Source organism: Burkholderia sp. Bp9142 (assembly GCF_003853415.1).
Taxonomy (GTDB): Bacteria; Pseudomonadota; Gammaproteobacteria; order Burkholderiales; family Burkholderiaceae; genus Burkholderia.
Genome location: NZ_QTPP01000015.1, coordinates 78298 through 93569, shown reverse-complemented (window position 1 = coordinate 93569; position 15272 = coordinate 78298). Strand labels below are relative to the sequence as shown.

Here is a 15272-nt window from a genome sequence, read left to right as displayed (position 1 = left end):
ATCAATCAAACAATTTTTTATTTCGTACTTCTATTTAATTTATGCAAATGTCAGACTGTTTCCTTTACCTCGCTCATCACCTGCTCGGATCGAATCAGACCATCCAGCGTCCTTCTGACACGCACGCCGGCCGCGTCCCCCGGCAGCAATACCGGCTTGAGGGACCAGAAGTCCCGTTCTCCGATTGACTCCTGCTGCCTCTCAAGCATCGGGGTATCTTCCCGATCAAAAGTGCTGGCGAATGTTTCTACGATCCTTTCGGCAACCTCTTCGGCCTGAGGGCCGTTCGATTTTGGAAGACACATTGAGAACCAGTAGTGCGAAGTATCCTTTGTTTCAGGCGTAAATAGATGAGGGTTGGTGAACGAAATCCCTACCGCCTCACTGCGCGGACACCCAGTTGGCGTCGCGCCCCCGAGCAGGAGAAGATTGGACGGCGCATCCCAACGGACATCGAGCCAGCGATCTACGCGCATCCCGAGTGGCACGCCGAATTGCTCGCAGGCTGCATCGGGCAGAACCTCGTTTTCCATCAAACGAAGCGACCAGACATGGTTTCCATCTTGACGTACCTCCGTACGAGCGCGCCTTACCGATTCGCTGCCCAAAAGTCCGGGATGAAGAAACTCGATATGCGAAAGATCCAAAATATTCTCGACTTCGAGCAGGTAATTGGCACGGGGACGCAAGTAACCTTTGCCAACGTACCAGTTCTGGGGATCCATGCAAGCAAAGTCCGGAATAGTCGATGGATCGGCACGTTCTGGTTCCCCCATCCAGATCCACATCACGCTGAACCGCTCAACCAGCGGATACGAACGCACCTGAGCCGCAGCCGGGATTTTTCCGTCTCCATGCGGATTCGTGACGCACTTCCCAGAACCATCAAACTGCAGCCCGTGATACCCGCATTGCACAACACCCTTTTCCGCCAAAAGTCGCCCGCAGGATAAGGGCGCAAACCGATGCGGACAGCGGTCCTGTAGTGCGTGAGCCAGATTGTCGGAATCACGGAACATCACGATCTGTTGATCGAGAAGCTTTCTCGTCAATAACTCACCCTGCACAAGCTCACTACCCCAGCCAGCCATGTACCATGTGTTGAGCAGATACTTCACGTGGTTGTCTCCTTGTTCCGTCAGGACGTATTGCTGATGACGGCGGTTTTCCTCGTATTTGTATTCCATCAGATTCAACTCTGCCGATGTAACTCCTATGCTTCGCGATCCATCCAGCGAGCAACGATGCGGCGTGCCTGGATGCCAGCTGCGTCGGCTTTCACGCTACGCTCGCCGGCGCTTACGCGCCGCGGGCTACGGCTTGCCTGAGCCTGGATCGCTTCGAGCACGACGCGGTCTTCGTCGAACCCTTTTCGAATCGCGCCGACCAGATGCTCCATTGCCTCTGGTGCGGTGGCAAAGTCCCGACCGACGACCCAGAAGTACAGCATGTGGGTCTGATCAATCGGTGTCGTAGCATGTGCAACGCGGAAGCAGGACGGCGCGCGTTCCGGATTGGAGGGGTCCTGGAAGTCCACGCATCCTTCCTGCAGCGCGGGTGAAAGGAACGATCCGCGGTGCTCACGGTGCCATGGCGTACCGGGCGGAACGCCTAGGGACATTGCGTAGCCGGGAGCGAGAGGTTTGTTCAAGAAACGTTGGCAATATCCGACGGTTTCACCGTCGCCGCTTACCTCAGGCGGATTGGTCCAGTCCTCGATCTGAAATGTCGACGCATGGACATATCCGAAGTGCGTCAAATCCAGAACGTTTTCTTTGAGAAGCATGTAGTTTGCCGCGATCTCCATCCCGCCCGATCGAGTGGCAAAGGATGAGTCGGACAACCAGTTCAGCTCCGGCGGCGGGGGCACCGAATCGACCATCGACGGATCACCGAGATAAATCCATACAAAAGGGCCTACCTCCTTCACCGGATAGTGTCGCGCAGAAAACGTGGGGGCAGCGTCTGCAGACGGTACGCGCACACAGCTCCCCGTGGAATCAAAACAGAATCCGTGATAGCCGCATTCCACAGTGTCGCCATGAAGGCGACCAAGCGACAATGGTGCCTGGCGATGAGGGCAGCGATCTTCAAGCGCCGCAACCTTGCCGTCCTCCCGCCGGAAAAGCACCACAGGCGTATCGAGCAACCAGCGCCCCAGCAGCGAGCGCCCTACTTCACTCCCGAATGCAGCAACCCACCAGCAGTTGTAGGGGTAGTTACGCGTTTCGGTGATGCTTTCCGCAACATTCATGGTTGCCACGATGTCTCACTCCTTGTTGAAAGAATTTTTTCTGATGGTGCCGCGGCGCAAGACATCAGCCAAGACAACCGCATGCTGGCTTAGCTCGCCTACGTCATCGCTATGGCGCGATCCGCTTTTCCTCGACAATTCATCTATAGCGACCGCTCCACCCGAACCGGCCATTTGATCATTCGGCCGTCGGCGACACGCCCCCCCCATCACCGTCACTCCCCTCGCGAACATCGAACCGACAAATCGGTGTCGGAACTGAGCGATGCTGCGCCGCCGGGCAACGATCGATCCTTGAAAGGGCCGTGGTCATCAGGTGAAACGAATCAACTACCGAAACGATTCGTCTCGTTTCACTTTAGCCCAACGATTTTCCCCGGGCAAGTGTGATATCGATCGCGCGCTCAAGTTCAGCGGTATTCGCGACGTCCTCGAATCATTCCGACCGACGGATCCTAAATGGCCTTGACCTCGCGAAACCCCCGTGGCTGTGAGCAACATGCCTGCCCTGGTCCATCGGCAGTCATATGTCACATAGACCATTCGGTGCCCCACGGCAAAGGGTAAATCCCGATGCCTTTGCCCGGCGGCATCATTACAATTCGATACGGGTCGTTTCTATTATTTTTCGGGACCCCCACTATTTGTCGCGACAAAATTCGGACACGCAAATTCGCTCTGTCCGGAGGACAAAGGTGGCGTGTGAGTGATGACAGGCAGGTATCGCTGGAACCCGAACCAGCGCACATTTTTCAAGAACACCAACCCATCGGTCGCTGAGGGTTGGGCAAACAATCAGGAGCGTTGATATGGATGCAGTGACACGTCGTCAAGTGCGAATCGTCGCCAAGGTGACGGAAGCTCGCGACATCTGCAGCTTCGAGCTGGGTTCGCTGGACGGTGATGCGCTCCCCCGGTTCTCCGCAGGCGCGCACATCGATGTTCACTTGCCCAATGGACTCGTGCGTCAATATTCGTTGTGCAATAACCCGACGGAGACGCACCGGTACCAGATCGCGGTGCTTCTGGACGCGAATTCACGGGGCGGCTCCGCGGCTATGCATTCGCTCCACGTTGGGCAAACCATTACCGTCAGCGCCCCGAAGAACCATTTTCCTCTTGTCGACAATACGCATCATAGTGTGCTGCTTGCCGGAGGCATCGGCATTACACCGTTGCTGTGCATGGCTGAGCAACTGACAAGCCAGGACCGGTCATTCGAACTGCACTATTGCACGCGATCTGCGGAGCGCACTGCATTCGTCGATCGCATTCGCTCGGCTCCGTTTTCCGACCGTGTGCACATTCACTACGACGATAGTCCCCCGTCACGAAAACTGGATCTTCCTACCTTGCTCGCCAAGCGCAATTCCAGCGGCGCGCTCTATGTATGCGGACCGACAGGCTTCATGTCGTGGGTGCTCGACACCGCCAGATCGTCCGGTTGGCCAGAGGAGCATCTGCATCGAGAGTACTTCGCAGCAGCTCCGATCAATACGGCCGGAGACGGCAGCTTCGAGGTGCAGATCGCCTCCACTGGGGCGGTCATCCGTGTAGGGGCTGATCAGACCGTGATTTCCGCGCTCTCGGCCAACGGCATCAAGGTGCCCACGTCTTGCGAGCAGGGTGTCTGCGGCGCGTGCCTCACCCGAGTACTGGAAGGTACCCCCGAACATCGGGACATGTTTCTTACCGCCGAAGAACAGGCCGCTTGCGACCAGTTTACGCCGTGCTGCTCCCGAGCAAAAAGCTCGCGACTCGTCCTGGACTTGTGAAACAGTCGCGGTCAGGCGAAACAGGCTAGCAATCTCTGGCGATGCAGTTCGATCCTGATTCGGCGGAATGTTCCTGTCACCTGTCTTACTCGACCCATTGAGAAAACTGTCATGAAATCACGTGCCGCCGTTGCGTTCGGACCTGGCAAGCCGCTGGAAATCGTAGAGATCGACGTCGAACCACCCCGCAAGGGTGAGGTGCTCGTAAAAATCTCTCACACCGGGGTATGTCACACCGATGCGTTCACGCTTTCGGGGGACGATCCCGAAGGCCTTTTTCCCGCAGTGCTGGGCCACGAAGGTGCAGGCATCGTTGTCGAAGTAGGCGAAGGCGTGACCAGCGTGAAACCTGGCGACCATGTGATCCCGCTCTACACGGCCGAATGCGGCGAGTGCCTCTTTTGCCAGAGTGGGAAGACCAATCTGTGTGTTGCTGTACGCGCCACTCAGGGCAAGGGCGTCATGCCCGACGGCACCACCCGTTTCAGCTATAACGGCCAGCCCGTTTACCACTACATGGGCTGCTCGACGTTCAGCGAATACACCGTGGTGGCCGAAGTCTCACTGGCAAAGATCAGTCCGCTTGCCGATCCCGAACAAGTCTGCCTGCTCGGCTGCGGCGTGACCACCGGACTGGGTGCAGTCAAGAACACCGCAAAGGTCCAGGAAGGCGATACGGTGGCCGTGTTTGGCCTCGGCGGCATCGGCCTCGCGGTCATCCAGGGCGCAAAACTCGCCAATGCGGGCCGCATCATCGCAGTCGACACCAATCCGGGCAAGTTCGACCTCGCGAGAGTCTTTGGCGCCACCGAATGCGTCAATCCGAAAGATCACGAGAAGCCGATCCAGCAGGTTATTGTGGAAATGACGGGCTGGGGCGTGGACCATAGCTTCGAATGCATCGGCAACGTCAACGTCATGCGCGCCGCGCTCGAATGTGCGCACCGAGGCTGGGGACAGTCGGTCGTCATCGGCGTTGCAGGTGCCGGTCAGGAAATTTCCACACGTCCGTTCCAGCTGGTCACCGGCCGCCGTTGGCTCGGCACCGCATTCGGAGGAGTCAAAGGCCGCTCCGAACTGCCGGGCATGGTGGAAGACGCAATGAGCAACAAGATTCAACTCGCGCCGTTCGTCACTCACACGAGGTCGCTTGCCAACATTAACGAAGCGTTCGGTCTGATGCATGAAGGTAAGTCGATCCGGACCGTCATTCACTATTGAGATTCCTCAAGGAGAACGAGCATGACCATAGCCATTCACCCTTCAGTCGATCACGGCATTACAAAAGGTGCAGGCGAGTTCACCGGCGGTACGCTGCGCTGCCTGTGCACTCACGATCCGGTAGAGGTGCGCGTCGACTCGCAGGTCGCATTCAACCATGCGTGTGGCTGCACCAAATGCTGGAAACCGGCCGGTGCCATTTTCTCTGTCGTCGGCGTGGTGTCGCGCGACAAGGTGACAGTCACCGCGCATGGCGAAAAGCTGAACGTGGTGGACGAACAGGCACTCATCCAGCGCCACGCCTGTTCCGAATGCGGCACGCACCTCTTTGGTCGCATCGAGAACAAGGAGCACGCGTTCTACGGGCTGGATTTCATCCATAACGAACTGTCAAACGATGCTGGCTGGGACGGCCCGGGCTTCGCTGCCTTTGTTTCGTCGATCATCGAAAGCGGCACACCGCCATCCCGGATGGCGGATATTCGCCAGGTGCTGCGAGACAAAGGACTCGAGCCGTACGACTGCCTTAGCCCTGCACTTATGGATCTCCTGTCCACTCATTCGGCAAAGGCCAAAGGGACCTACCGCGACGCCTGATCCGGGGAAGTCCGTCGAGCAGCCATCCCGTCACGACGGACTGCAAGAATCTCCCGCTTCGAATTGAACCCGAGACGGTCCCTTCCGGCCACTTGGCCCAAGCGTTCTCTCTTATCCAAAAGATAAGGAAAACTCGACGAAAAGGCGATTGGCCGACGAGCCAGTCGACCGGATCTTGCGCGACACCTAGTGTTTCGTCGAGATCGTGCGTGACGACCGTCGCCGACATCCGGCGCCGGTGAACGTGAACCTGCGCACGTACGCGGGGCCGGAGGGGCACTTCTGCCCGGCGGCGGTGTACGAGTTCGTGAAGAACGACGACGGCAGCGATCGCATGGTGATCAACGCGCGGAACCGCGTGCACTGCAAGACCTGCAACATCAAGGACGGACGTAGAACGTCGTGTGGGTCACGCCGGAAGGCGGCGGGCCGCATTACCGGAACATGTAACCTGCCAGAAAACACCGCCTCGCGCGGCGTTTCCTGCGTCCGTTCGTCAGTCGGCGCTGTCCTGACCGTCATCCGGCGTGCGACTCGTGCACGGCACGCCGGCCCCTCGCCTCGTCAGCGCAATACACTGCCGCGTCCGCTCTTCACCCACGCCTCATAATCCGCATAGGCCTGCGCACTCGGCGGATAAACGCCCCACAGCGGTTCGCCGGCCGCGATGCGCAACGCCAGATACGTTTCGATGTCGTCCTGCTTCTCGCAGATGTCGGCCAGTTCCTCGGCCAGATGCGCGGGTACCACCGTCACGCCGTCGCGGTCACCGACGATCACATCGCCCGGATAGACGGCCACGCCCGCACAGCCGATCGGCACCTGCAAATCGGCAACGTGGTGATACGAAATCCGCGTCGTCGCGGTCACCTCGCGCGCATAGGCCGGCAACGACATCGCGGCAATTTCCGACCCGTCGCGCAGCGCGCCGTCAGTGATGATAGCGCGCGCTCCGCGAGCCAGCAGGCGTGTAACGAGGATGTTGCCGGCTGACGCCGCGCGCGGATCGTCACGGCTGTCGATCACCAGCACGTCACCTTCGCGCACCTGTTCGATGCCCTGCCATTGCAGGTTGTCCGCGTTCGGCCTCGTCGTCATCGTGCCGTAGGTATCGATGTCCTCGCGCGCCGGAATGAAGCGCATCGTGTACGCACGGCCCGCGAACGGCTTGACCTCATGGTTCAGCGCGCGCAACCCGACCAGCGTCGGCTGGCGGAACCCGCGTTTGAACAATTGCGTCGTCAGCGATCCGCTACTGACTTGCGCCAGCCGCGCAAGCGTCTCGTCGCTTACGTAAGCGGTGCGATCGATCTCCCGATCGAGTCCCTCGGAATACGAATGAATGGTCACGTCCTGTCCCCGTACTGAAAGAAAAAGATGGACGAGTTCCAGATGCTGGAACCCAGGCAGCCCGAAGGCCGGTACGGATTTCATACTACTGATAAAGTCGGAGACATGAATCAACCTGATCTGCAGGGCAAGCAGACGAATCCCAGAAGGTGGAAATATGGGTGTCGGAGACGGAACCGCATCGCTCGGCAAGGCGCTGACGGTGCTCGAACTCGTGGGAGCCGCGCCGCGCGGCATGACGAATGCCGAGCTGTTTGAGCAGGCTGGCCTTCCGAAGACGACGCTGTACCGCATTCTCGCAACGCTGATCGAGCATGGATTGCTGCGGCGCGAGGCAAGTCATCGCGTCTACCGCCTCGGGTTTCGCTACCTGGAACTCGTTCGCAATGCGTACCTGATGCCGGACCTCGTTGCCGCTGCGACGCCGGAACTGCGCGCGCTGCGCGACCTCACCGGCGAGACGACCTATCTGGCCGCGCTAGACGGCAACGAAGTGATCTCGCTCGAACGCTGCGACGGTGCGCATTCGCAACGCTCGGCGGCCGCGCTCGGTCGCAGCAAGCCGGTTTACTGCACCGGCCAAGGCAAAGCGATCCTATCGCGCATGCCTCGCGATGAGCGCGATGCACTGCTGCGCAGCGTCACGCTCGTGCCTTTCACCCCGCGCACGATCACCGACCGTCGTCAGCTGCAAAACGAGTTGCGGATCACCGCGACGCGCGGCTTCGCGTTCGACGACGAGGAAATCGTGCTCGGCGTGCGCTGCGTCGCGGCGCCGATCGTCGATACCGAAGGTCACGTCCGCGGCGCGCTAAGCGTCGCCGGCCCCGCGTACCGGATGTCCGTCGCGCGGCTGGAATTGCTCGGGCCCGAGCTCGCGGAAGCCGCACGCCGCGTCGGCGGCCAGCTGCTGCCTGCACGTGCAGCCGTCGAGCCACCAGAGGTGGCCGCCGCAAGCCGTACATGGGCATTCCATGGTGCGCATCCGGTACACTTTCCCGAGCGCGGGCTGCTCTATTGGGCCGATACGCTCGCGCCTGCCATTCATGCATTCGACGGCAGGACGGACAGGATCGTCGCGCAACTCGACGCGCCGATTTTCGGTATGCAGCCCCACCCGGACGGACTGCTGATCGTGCAGGCCGGCCGCCATCTATTCCTCGACGCGAATCATGAGTCCATCGCGCATAACCGGCCGAGCGTCTGGTGCGATCCGACAGTGACATTGCTGGCTGCCGACCCGGCGGGCCGCGTCTGGGGCTGGCTGCAACGCGACGGCGGCGGCCATCTCGGCTTCGTCAACGACGCGGACCGCTTTGAGGCGCGCTGGCAGTTCAACGAGATTATCGATGCCCTCGCATGGTCTACGGACGGAGCGAGCGCGTATGCGACGGCCTCCGGGTCCGGCACGATCTACCTGCTACAGCGCGGCGTCGCAACCGTGCGCCGGTTCGCGTCGATGCCACCCGGCTCGGGCCGGCTTTCCGGCATCGCGCTCGACGACCGCGGCGGCATCTGGGTCGCACTGAAGGACGGATGGAGCTTGATGCGCTTCACCGACGATGGCGCGCTGGATCGGATCGTCAGCCTGCCCGTGGCAGCGCCGACCGGACTCGCGTTCGTCCGGGACGCAGCCGGCGCATCGATCTACGTCACCAGCGACCGCAACCAGCAGCCGATCGAATCGCTGGCCAGTGCGCCGTTGTCAGGCCATCTGCTCCGGCTGCCGATCGATAGCTGAAACCCTTGTCCTTCATGACTTCACCTGGTTTCAAAGATGACTGCTCCGTCCCACCTTACCATCGCGAATGATCAGCTTCGCGCCGAGATTGCTCCGCACCACGGCGCGCGCGTTACCCGCCTCGTTGCCATCGATAGCGATACGCATCTCGTCGTTCCGCTCGACGCATGGAACGCGCCGCCGCACGGCTGGCCGAAAGCCGGTGCGTATCCGCTGATTCCCTATTCGAACCGGATCGCCGGCGCGCAGCTGGCGTTCGGCGGCGAAGTCCACGCGCTGCCGGCGCACCCGCTCGACCTGCCGAACACCCTGCACGGCATCGCGCACGCGTTGCCGTGGGATGTCGTCGCGCAGTCCGGCGACGCCGTCGAACTCGCGCTGCGCTACGACGGCGAACACTGGCCCTGGCCGTTCGATGCGAAACTCGGCTTCCGGATCGAACAACGCACGCTGCACGTGCGGATGTCGGTGCGCAACGCAGGCGAGCGTCCGATGCCTGCCGGGCTCGGCTGGCATCCGTTCTTCGCTGCCGAACCCGGCGCCACGATCCGCTTCGAAGCAGGTCGCCGCTGGACACTCGATACCCACTTCCTGCCCACCGGCGCGTCGCAAGTCGGCACGCGGCCAACCACGCTCGACGCGCGCGACTGGTCCGACGTCGACTGTGCCGTCTACGCAAGCGACTGGCGCGGCGAGGCGATCGTCGAACGCCCGAACGGCCGCGTGCGGCTACGCGCCGGCGAACCGCTAACGCACCTCGTCGCCTATGTGCCGCGCGGTGCGCCATACCTTTGCGTGGAACCGGTCAGCCACGTCGCAAACGGCTTCAACCTCGCCGCGGCCGGCGTCGGCGACACCGGCACGCGCGTGCTCGCGCCCGGCGCGACGCTCGATGCGCACGCGTCGCTCGAATGGGAACCGGCAGTCGGACACGCATCGTTCCAGATGCTGGAACTCGCGGGTCCTCCTCCCCATGGCGGCCGATGACGGACCGACGCCCTACTCCTACACTCATTGCGTGATTCCACGTGCGGCGTGCAGTGTCGCCGCCGCGCCATTCCAGGAGGAGGCCACTCGATGGCAGAATTCGATCCCGCCCGATACGCGGCACTGATTCGCCGCTACTTCGATGCATGCAACGAAGCCGATTACGACAAGCTCGTTTCGTGCTTCACCCCCGATGCCGTCCATTACTTTCCGGCCGGGCTGCCCGATATTCCGTGGCGTGGAGCGGACACCATCGCGCGCAAGTGGCAATGGTGCGTCGCGGAGCTCGGCTCGCGGTGGACAATCGAAAAGATTCTCGTATCGCACGATTCGCACGAAGCGGTCATCGAGTGGACGCACTGGAAGACGAAGCTCGGCACCGCGCTGCGCGGCGACGAGTGGTACGTCTTCGAGCCGGAATCCGGCCGGATCAAGGAGATCCGCGCGTATTACGCAGCTCCTGCCGACAAGACGGTCGCGATCAACGAGATCGTCGAATTCGACTATGCGGGCCGCGGCTACCATCTGGAGCCGCAAGCGTGAATGCCATCACCGGTCACACCGCATTCCCCGCGATCGAGCATGCCGTCGCGCTCGCCCGCGACGCTCAGATCTCGTACGCCACCGCGCCTGCGACCGTACGCAGTGCATTGCTGCGCGGACTGGCCGACACGCTCGAGCGGCACGCCGCCGAGCTCGTCGAGCTCGCCAACGACGAAACGCATCTCGGTCATGCCCGGCTGAACGGAGAACTTGCGCGCACGGCATTCCAGTTGCGCGGCTTCGCCGAACGCGTCGACGCCGGCGCACCGTTCTCGACGCTCGACGACGTGGCCGTGGCCGGCACACCGCCCGTCGGCCGCCCGCGGCTGACGCGCGTGCTTGAACCGCTCGGCCCGGTCGCGATGTTCTCCGCGAGCAATTTCCCGTTCGCGTTCTCCGTACTCGGCGGCGATACGGCATCCGCCCTCGCGGCCGGCTGCGTCGTCGTCGTGAAACCGCACGCCGGCCATCCTTCGCTGTCGCGGCGCGTGCATGCGCTTGCCGCCGACGTGCTGCGCGAGCAGGCGTTGCCGGCCGGCGTGATCGCGTTCGTCGACCAGGTGTCGCGCGACGCCGGCACCGCGCTGGTGTCGCATCCGGCGATCGCCGCGGTGGCATTCACCGGCTCGTATCAGGGCGGCGTCGCGCTGTGGCGCGCGACGAATGCGCGGCCGCGGCCGGTACCGTTCTACGGCGAACTCGGCTCGATCAACCCGCTCGTCGTGCAACCGGCCGCGCTCGCTGATGGCGTCGACACGCCGGCTGCCACGCTCGCCGCATCGATCGCGCTCGGCAGCGGCCAGTTCTGCACGAGTCCAGGGCTGCTGCTGGTGCGCGGCGACGATGACGGCGAGCGCTTTGTCGCCGCACTGGCGAGCGCACTCGCGCGGCAGACGCCGCACCGGATGTTGACGCCAGGCATGCGCGCGGGCTTCGAACAGGCGTCGCGCGCGATCGCCGCGCAACCCGGCGTGCATACGCGGCTGGCGCCCGCAAGCAACACCGACGATGCGGCACCCGCGCCGCGCCTGTATGAAACGGATGCCGACAGCTTCGTCGCGCAGCCCGCGTTGCACGAGGAAATGTTCGGTCCGGCCGCGCTGATCGTCTGCGTTCGCGACAGCGCCGACGTGCTGCGCGTGCTCGATGCGATCGACGGCACGCTAACCGTCACGCTGTGGGGCGCGAACGACGACACACCGGAGCATCGCGCGCTCGCCGCCGCAGCGGCCCGCATCGGCGGCCGCGTGCTGTTCGGCGGCGTGCCGACCGGCGTCGCCGTGTGTGACGCCCAGCAGCATGGCGGCCCGTGGCCGGCATCGACCCAGCCACAAACGACATCCGTCGGCTACACGGCAATCGCGCGCTTCCTGCGCCCCGTCGCGTTGCAGGATGCGCCGGGCTGGGCGCTCGACGCATATCGCGGAGGGCTCTCGTCATGATGCAGCACGTCGTGATGTTCCGGCGCCTCGCGCATGTCGACGCCGACACGGCACGCGAAGCGGCGCTCGTCGAACGCATGCGCGGCCTCGCGCGCGAGATCGACTTCATTCGCGCGTGGCGGGTGTCGGCAAACGAACTCGATCGGCCGATCTGCTGGGACTATCTGCTCGAAGCGACGTTCGACGACGCGGCGGCCGTCGAGCGCTATCTGCCGCATCCCGCGCACCAGGCGCTGGTCGCGGACCTGAAGACGTACTTCGAGTGGGTCGCCTGCGACTACACTCGATGAGTGCCGAAAGGGTCCACTGCCCTTTCATGCCGGTCGCGCCAGCGCGGCCGGCTCCGATTCGAACGATGATTTGAGACACGCTCCGATGAAAACCCTGCTTGTGACCGGTGCGGCCGGCGGCGTCGCGACGCGGGTGCGCCCGTACCTGCGCGACCGCTACCGCCTGAAGCTGCTCGACCTGCGCGAGGCGACCGGCCTCGCCACCAATGAGACCGCGCTGACCGGCGACATCGCCGACCCGGTGCTCGTGCGCAAAGCCGCCGAAGGTGTCGACGGCATCCTGCATCTCGCGTGCAGCTACAGCCTCGATATCGATTTCGAGACGACCCTCGATGCGAACTATCGGGCCCAACTCCTTTTGCTCGACGCGTGCCGCGAGTTTGGCATTCGTCGCTTCGTGTTCGCGAGCAGCCACCACGTGGTCGGACATCACCGGATCGACGGCTTCGCCGGCGACGACGCACAGGTCGCGCCGGACGGCTTCTACGCGCTCAGCAAGGTGTTCGGCGAAGCGGCGTGCGCGCTGTACGCGCATCGACACGGCATCAAGGCGCTGTCGATCCGGATCGGCAACGCGGACACCGAAGTCGCCGACGGCCGCCGCCAGCACATCTGGGTCAGCGGACGCGACCTCGCGCAACTGATCGGAATCGGCATCGAGCACGATGACATCACGCACGACGTCGTGTACGGCGTGTCGCGCTGCCCGGCGCCCTTTTTTGCGAACGCGCGCGCGGCCGAGCTCGGCTACATGCCGGAGGATGACGCATCCGCGCACCTCGCTGCAACCTTCGTGCCGCGCGAACGCATGCCTGCGGAGAGCGGCCCGGACTTCGTCGGTGGCCCCTACGTGCCGCAACCGCTGATCGTCCGGAGGCCGGCATGAAGATTCGCTCGGTCGAGGCGCGCGTCGTCGAGATTCCGTTCGAGGATGGCGGCAGCGGGCTCGGCATCACGCCGTCGGCGTGGAAGACGCTCGAAACTGTGCTGATCCGCGTCGAGGATACCGACGGCAACGTCGGCTGGGGCGAGGCATTCGGATACTTCGTCGCCGATGCGACGTGCAGCGTCGTCGAAACGCGCGTGAAGCCGCTCGCGGAAGGCGCGACGATCGAGTCGATCGCCGACTGGACGCGGCAAACGCAGCTGCAACTGCACATCTTCGGCCGCTACGGGATCACGATGTTCGCGATCTCCGGTGTCGACATGGCGCTGTGGGATCTCGCAGCGAAACGCGCGCGCATGCCGCTCTACAGGTTGCTGGGCGGCACGGCACCGGCTTCGCTGACGACCTATGCAAGCCTCGTGCGCTATGGACACGCGGATGCGGCCGCAGCAATGTGCCGACGTGCGCTCGACGACGGCTTTTGCAACATCAAGCTGCACGAGATCGCGATGCCGGTGATCGAAGCGTGCCATGCGGCGATCGACGGCCGCGCGTCCGTCTCGGTCGATGTGAATTGCGCATGGGACGATGCGACCTCACTCGCCAATCTCGCGCGGCTGCGCGAACTCGGCGGAATCGAATGGCTCGAGGAGCCGGTGTTCCCGCCCGAGGATTTTGCGCGGCTCGCGCGACTACGCGGCCGGCACGTGCCGATCGCGGCCGGCGAAAACTGGTGTACGGCCGTCCAGTTCCGGCACGCAATCGAAGCAGGCGCAGTCGACTACTTGCAGCCAAGCGTCAGCAAGGTCGGTGGCGTGACCGAGTTTCTCGATATCGTTGCGCTTGCACGCGATGACGGGCTCGGCGTGCTGCCGCACAGCCCGTACTTCGGCCCGGGCTTTCTTGCCACGCTGCACCTCGCGACCGCGTTCCCGGAAACGATGCAGCTCGAGTATCTGTACGTCGAACCGGCGGCGCAACTGATCGACCTGTCGCCGATTCGCGATGGTCACCGCTTCGAAGCCGCCGATACGCCCGGCATCGGGCTTGCGCCCGACGAGGATGTCGTCGCGCGCTTCCTGCGCGCGCGCTGAGCCTGCAACCCGCCGGCCCGTCGCTCGCGCATCATTGTGCGGCGGCGCCGGTCCACCCGGCCCGTGATCGTTCTTCCCCCGCGCCTGACACCCCGTCTACAGCGCGCGATCGGCCACGCGACCTCGCGCCAACGCCAGTCCGCGTTCGAGCAGAAACGCCGCACTGTGCGCATACATCGCATCGACTTCGGGCAACCAGGGTGCGCGCAGGCACGCATGAACCAACCCGTCGCCGTGCCATGCGACCGACTCGCCGCCGGCCGCCACCAATCGTTGCGCATACGCGAACCCCTGGTCGCGCAACGGATCGTATTGCGCGACCGCGACGAGCGCGGGCGCCAGCGCACCATCGCCGTCACCCTCAAGCGGCATCGCGAGCGCATCGTTCCGATCGGCCTCGCGCGGCACATACAGCGCGATCGAGTCGGCCAACCCGCGCGCGGTCAGCATCGGTGCATGCGCGTTCTCGCGAATCGAAACGAAGTCGCTACGCGCACTCAGCACCGGATACAGCAGCAGTTGCGCGGCCGGCTGCGCCGCGCCGCGCCGTTTCAGCGCAATGCACAGCGCGGCAGCGAGCGTGCCGCCGGCGCTGTCGCCGCCAACGGCTCGCCGCGTGAGATCCAGCGGCAGCCCGGTCGACGCCATCGCATCCCACACTGCGAGCCCGTCGACGATCGGCGCCGGAAAGCACGCTTCCGGCGCGAGACGGTAGTCGATCATCAGTACCGCAATATCGATACGTGACAGCAATGCGTACGCGAACCAGTCGTGCGTCGTGTGGTCGCCGGCTGTCCAGCCCCCGCCGTGAAAGAACACCAGCACCGGCCAACCCCGCGCCGGCGCGGTGCCGGGCGGCAGGATGCAGCGCGTACGCACGCCGCCGAGTGTGCGATCGACGGTGGTCACGCCGTCCGGCGCGGGCGGCGTGAAATGCGCACATTGCCGCGCGAACGCCGCCCTGCGCGATGGCCAGTCGTCGTGCTCGCTGGCAAACGACGACGCGGTATCGATGAAGGCGCGCATCCCCGCGCTGAGGTTCATGGTGTCGGGAATCATCCAGTTTCCGTGCAAAAAAAAGGCGCATGTCCG

14 protein-coding genes and 1 pseudogene are annotated in these 15272 nt (G+C 63.4%); 11 read left to right on the top strand and 4 right to left on the bottom strand.

All coding sequences use genetic code 11. The features are described from left to right. Positions 1-50: 50 nt before the first annotated feature. Positions 51-1187: an aromatic ring-hydroxylating dioxygenase subunit alpha gene (locus tag DIE22_RS18580; protein WP_260426717.1), complete on the bottom strand. Its 1137-nt coding sequence runs from the start codon at positions 1185-1187 to the stop codon at positions 51-53. Positions 1188-1213: 26 nt separating this feature from the next. Further along, the gene (locus tag DIE22_RS18575; RefSeq protein ID WP_124605843.1) at positions 1214-2254 is read right to left on the bottom strand and encodes an aromatic ring-hydroxylating dioxygenase subunit alpha; all 1041 of its coding nucleotides are present in this window, start codon (positions 2252-2254) and stop codon (positions 1214-1216) included. Between the two features lie 809 nt (positions 2255-3063). Here DIE22_RS18575 and DIE22_RS18570 point away from each other — a divergent pair. From DIE22_RS18570 to DIE22_RS18555, 4 genes and pseudogenes are all read left to right on the top strand, one after another. Further along, positions 3064-4029, top strand: coding sequence for a PDR/VanB family oxidoreductase (locus DIE22_RS18570; protein ID WP_124605779.1), 966 nt, complete (start codon positions 3064-3066; stop codon positions 4027-4029). Between the two features lie 111 nt (positions 4030-4140). After that, positions 4141-5250, top strand: a complete 1110-nt coding sequence (locus tag DIE22_RS18565; protein WP_124605778.1) for an S-(hydroxymethyl)glutathione dehydrogenase/class III alcohol dehydrogenase — start codon at positions 4141-4143, stop codon at positions 5248-5250. A gap of 21 nt (positions 5251-5271) precedes the next feature. After that, entirely contained in the window at positions 5272-5847 is a 576-nt protein-coding gene (gene gfa / locus DIE22_RS18560) for an S-(hydroxymethyl)glutathione synthase (protein ID WP_124605777.1), read from the top strand. Between the two features lie 235 nt (positions 5848-6082). Continuing rightward, positions 6083-6297 (top strand): annotated as a pseudogene (locus DIE22_RS18555) (4Fe-4S dicluster domain-containing protein); the annotation flags it as partial. A gap of 114 nt (positions 6298-6411) precedes the next feature. Here the strand turns inward: DIE22_RS18555 and DIE22_RS18550 are convergent. Further along, positions 6412-7434 (bottom strand): ribonuclease activity regulator RraA, encoded by a 1023-nt coding sequence (locus DIE22_RS18550; protein WP_260426716.1) that lies wholly within the window; start codon positions 7432-7434, stop codon positions 6412-6414. Between DIE22_RS18550 and DIE22_RS18545 the strand changes: the two genes are divergently transcribed. The 7 genes from DIE22_RS18545 to DIE22_RS18515 all read left to right on the top strand — a co-directional run bounded on the left by DIE22_RS18545 (position 7400) and on the right by DIE22_RS18515 (position 14180). Beyond that, complete coding sequence (locus DIE22_RS18545; protein WP_260426715.1) at positions 7400-8938, top strand: IclR family transcriptional regulator C-terminal domain-containing protein; 1539 nt, start codon at positions 7400-7402, stop codon at positions 8936-8938. The two genes, DIE22_RS18550 and DIE22_RS18545, sit on opposite strands and share 35 nt — an antisense overlap. A gap of 36 nt (positions 8939-8974) precedes the next feature. Further along, positions 8975-9925: an aldose 1-epimerase gene (locus DIE22_RS18540; protein ID WP_124605775.1), complete on the top strand. Its 951-nt coding sequence runs from the start codon at positions 8975-8977 to the stop codon at positions 9923-9925. Between the two features lie 90 nt (positions 9926-10015). Then, positions 10016-10468, top strand: coding sequence for a nuclear transport factor 2 family protein (locus tag DIE22_RS18535; RefSeq protein ID WP_124605774.1), 453 nt, complete (start codon positions 10016-10018; stop codon positions 10466-10468). Continuing rightward, entirely contained in the window at positions 10465-11910 is a 1446-nt protein-coding gene (locus tag DIE22_RS18530; RefSeq protein ID WP_124605773.1) for an aldehyde dehydrogenase (NADP(+)), read from the top strand. Before DIE22_RS18535 ends, DIE22_RS18530 begins: the two co-directional genes overlap by 4 nt. Further along, positions 11907-12200: a Dabb family protein gene (locus DIE22_RS18525; protein WP_124605772.1), complete on the top strand. Its 294-nt coding sequence runs from the start codon at positions 11907-11909 to the stop codon at positions 12198-12200. The genes DIE22_RS18530 and DIE22_RS18525 overlap by 4 nt, the downstream gene beginning before the upstream one ends. Positions 12201-12285: 85 nt before the next feature. Continuing rightward, entirely contained in the window at positions 12286-13086 is an 801-nt protein-coding gene (locus DIE22_RS18520) for an NAD(P)-dependent oxidoreductase (RefSeq protein WP_124605771.1), read from the top strand. After that, positions 13083-14180, top strand: coding sequence for a mandelate racemase/muconate lactonizing enzyme family protein (locus DIE22_RS18515; protein ID WP_124605770.1), 1098 nt, complete (start codon positions 13083-13085; stop codon positions 14178-14180). Before DIE22_RS18520 ends, DIE22_RS18515 begins: the two co-directional genes overlap by 4 nt. 96 nt (positions 14181-14276) lie before the next feature. On the opposite strand, the gene DIE22_RS18510 is transcribed toward DIE22_RS18515, so the two are convergent. Then, positions 14277-15239, bottom strand: a complete 963-nt coding sequence (locus tag DIE22_RS18510) for an alpha/beta hydrolase (RefSeq protein ID WP_185640646.1) — start codon at positions 15237-15239, stop codon at positions 14277-14279. Positions 15240-15272: the final 33 nt, after the last annotated feature.

Excerpts from the sequence above, each read along its gene's own strand:
- DIE22_RS18575 (WP_124605843.1), bottom strand. The coding sequence starts at position 2,254 with ATGAATGTTGCGGAAAGCATCACCGAAACGCGTAACTACCCCTACAAC.
- DIE22_RS18535 (WP_124605774.1), top strand. The coding sequence starts at position 10,016 with ATGGCAGAATTCGATCCCGCCCGATACGCGGCACTGATTCGCCGCTAC.
- DIE22_RS18540 (WP_124605775.1), top strand. The coding sequence starts at position 8,975 with ATGACTGCTCCGTCCCACCTTACCATCGCGAATGATCAGCTTCGCGCC.
- DIE22_RS18520 (WP_124605771.1), top strand. The coding sequence starts at position 12,286 with ATGAAAACCCTGCTTGTGACCGGTGCGGCCGGCGGCGTCGCGACGCGG.
- DIE22_RS18525 (WP_124605772.1), top strand. The coding sequence starts at position 11,907 with ATGATGCAGCACGTCGTGATGTTCCGGCGCCTCGCGCATGTCGACGCC.
- DIE22_RS18550 (WP_260426716.1), bottom strand. The coding sequence starts at position 7,434 with ATGCCGCGCGGCGCGGCTCCCACGAGTTCGAGCACCGTCAGCGCCTTG.
- DIE22_RS18515 (WP_124605770.1), top strand. The coding sequence starts at position 13,083 with ATGAAGATTCGCTCGGTCGAGGCGCGCGTCGTCGAGATTCCGTTCGAG.
- DIE22_RS18510 (WP_185640646.1), bottom strand. The coding sequence starts at position 15,239 with ATGATTCCCGACACCATGAACCTCAGCGCGGGGATGCGCGCCTTCATC.
- DIE22_RS18565 (WP_124605778.1), top strand. The coding sequence starts at position 4,141 with ATGAAATCACGTGCCGCCGTTGCGTTCGGACCTGGCAAGCCGCTGGAA.
- DIE22_RS18580 (WP_260426717.1), bottom strand. The coding sequence starts at position 1,187 with ATGGAATACAAATACGAGGAAAACCGCCGTCATCAGCAATACGTCCTG.
- gfa (WP_124605777.1), top strand. The coding sequence starts at position 5,272 with ATGACCATAGCCATTCACCCTTCAGTCGATCACGGCATTACAAAAGGT.
- DIE22_RS18570 (WP_124605779.1), top strand. The coding sequence starts at position 3,064 with ATGGATGCAGTGACACGTCGTCAAGTGCGAATCGTCGCCAAGGTGACG.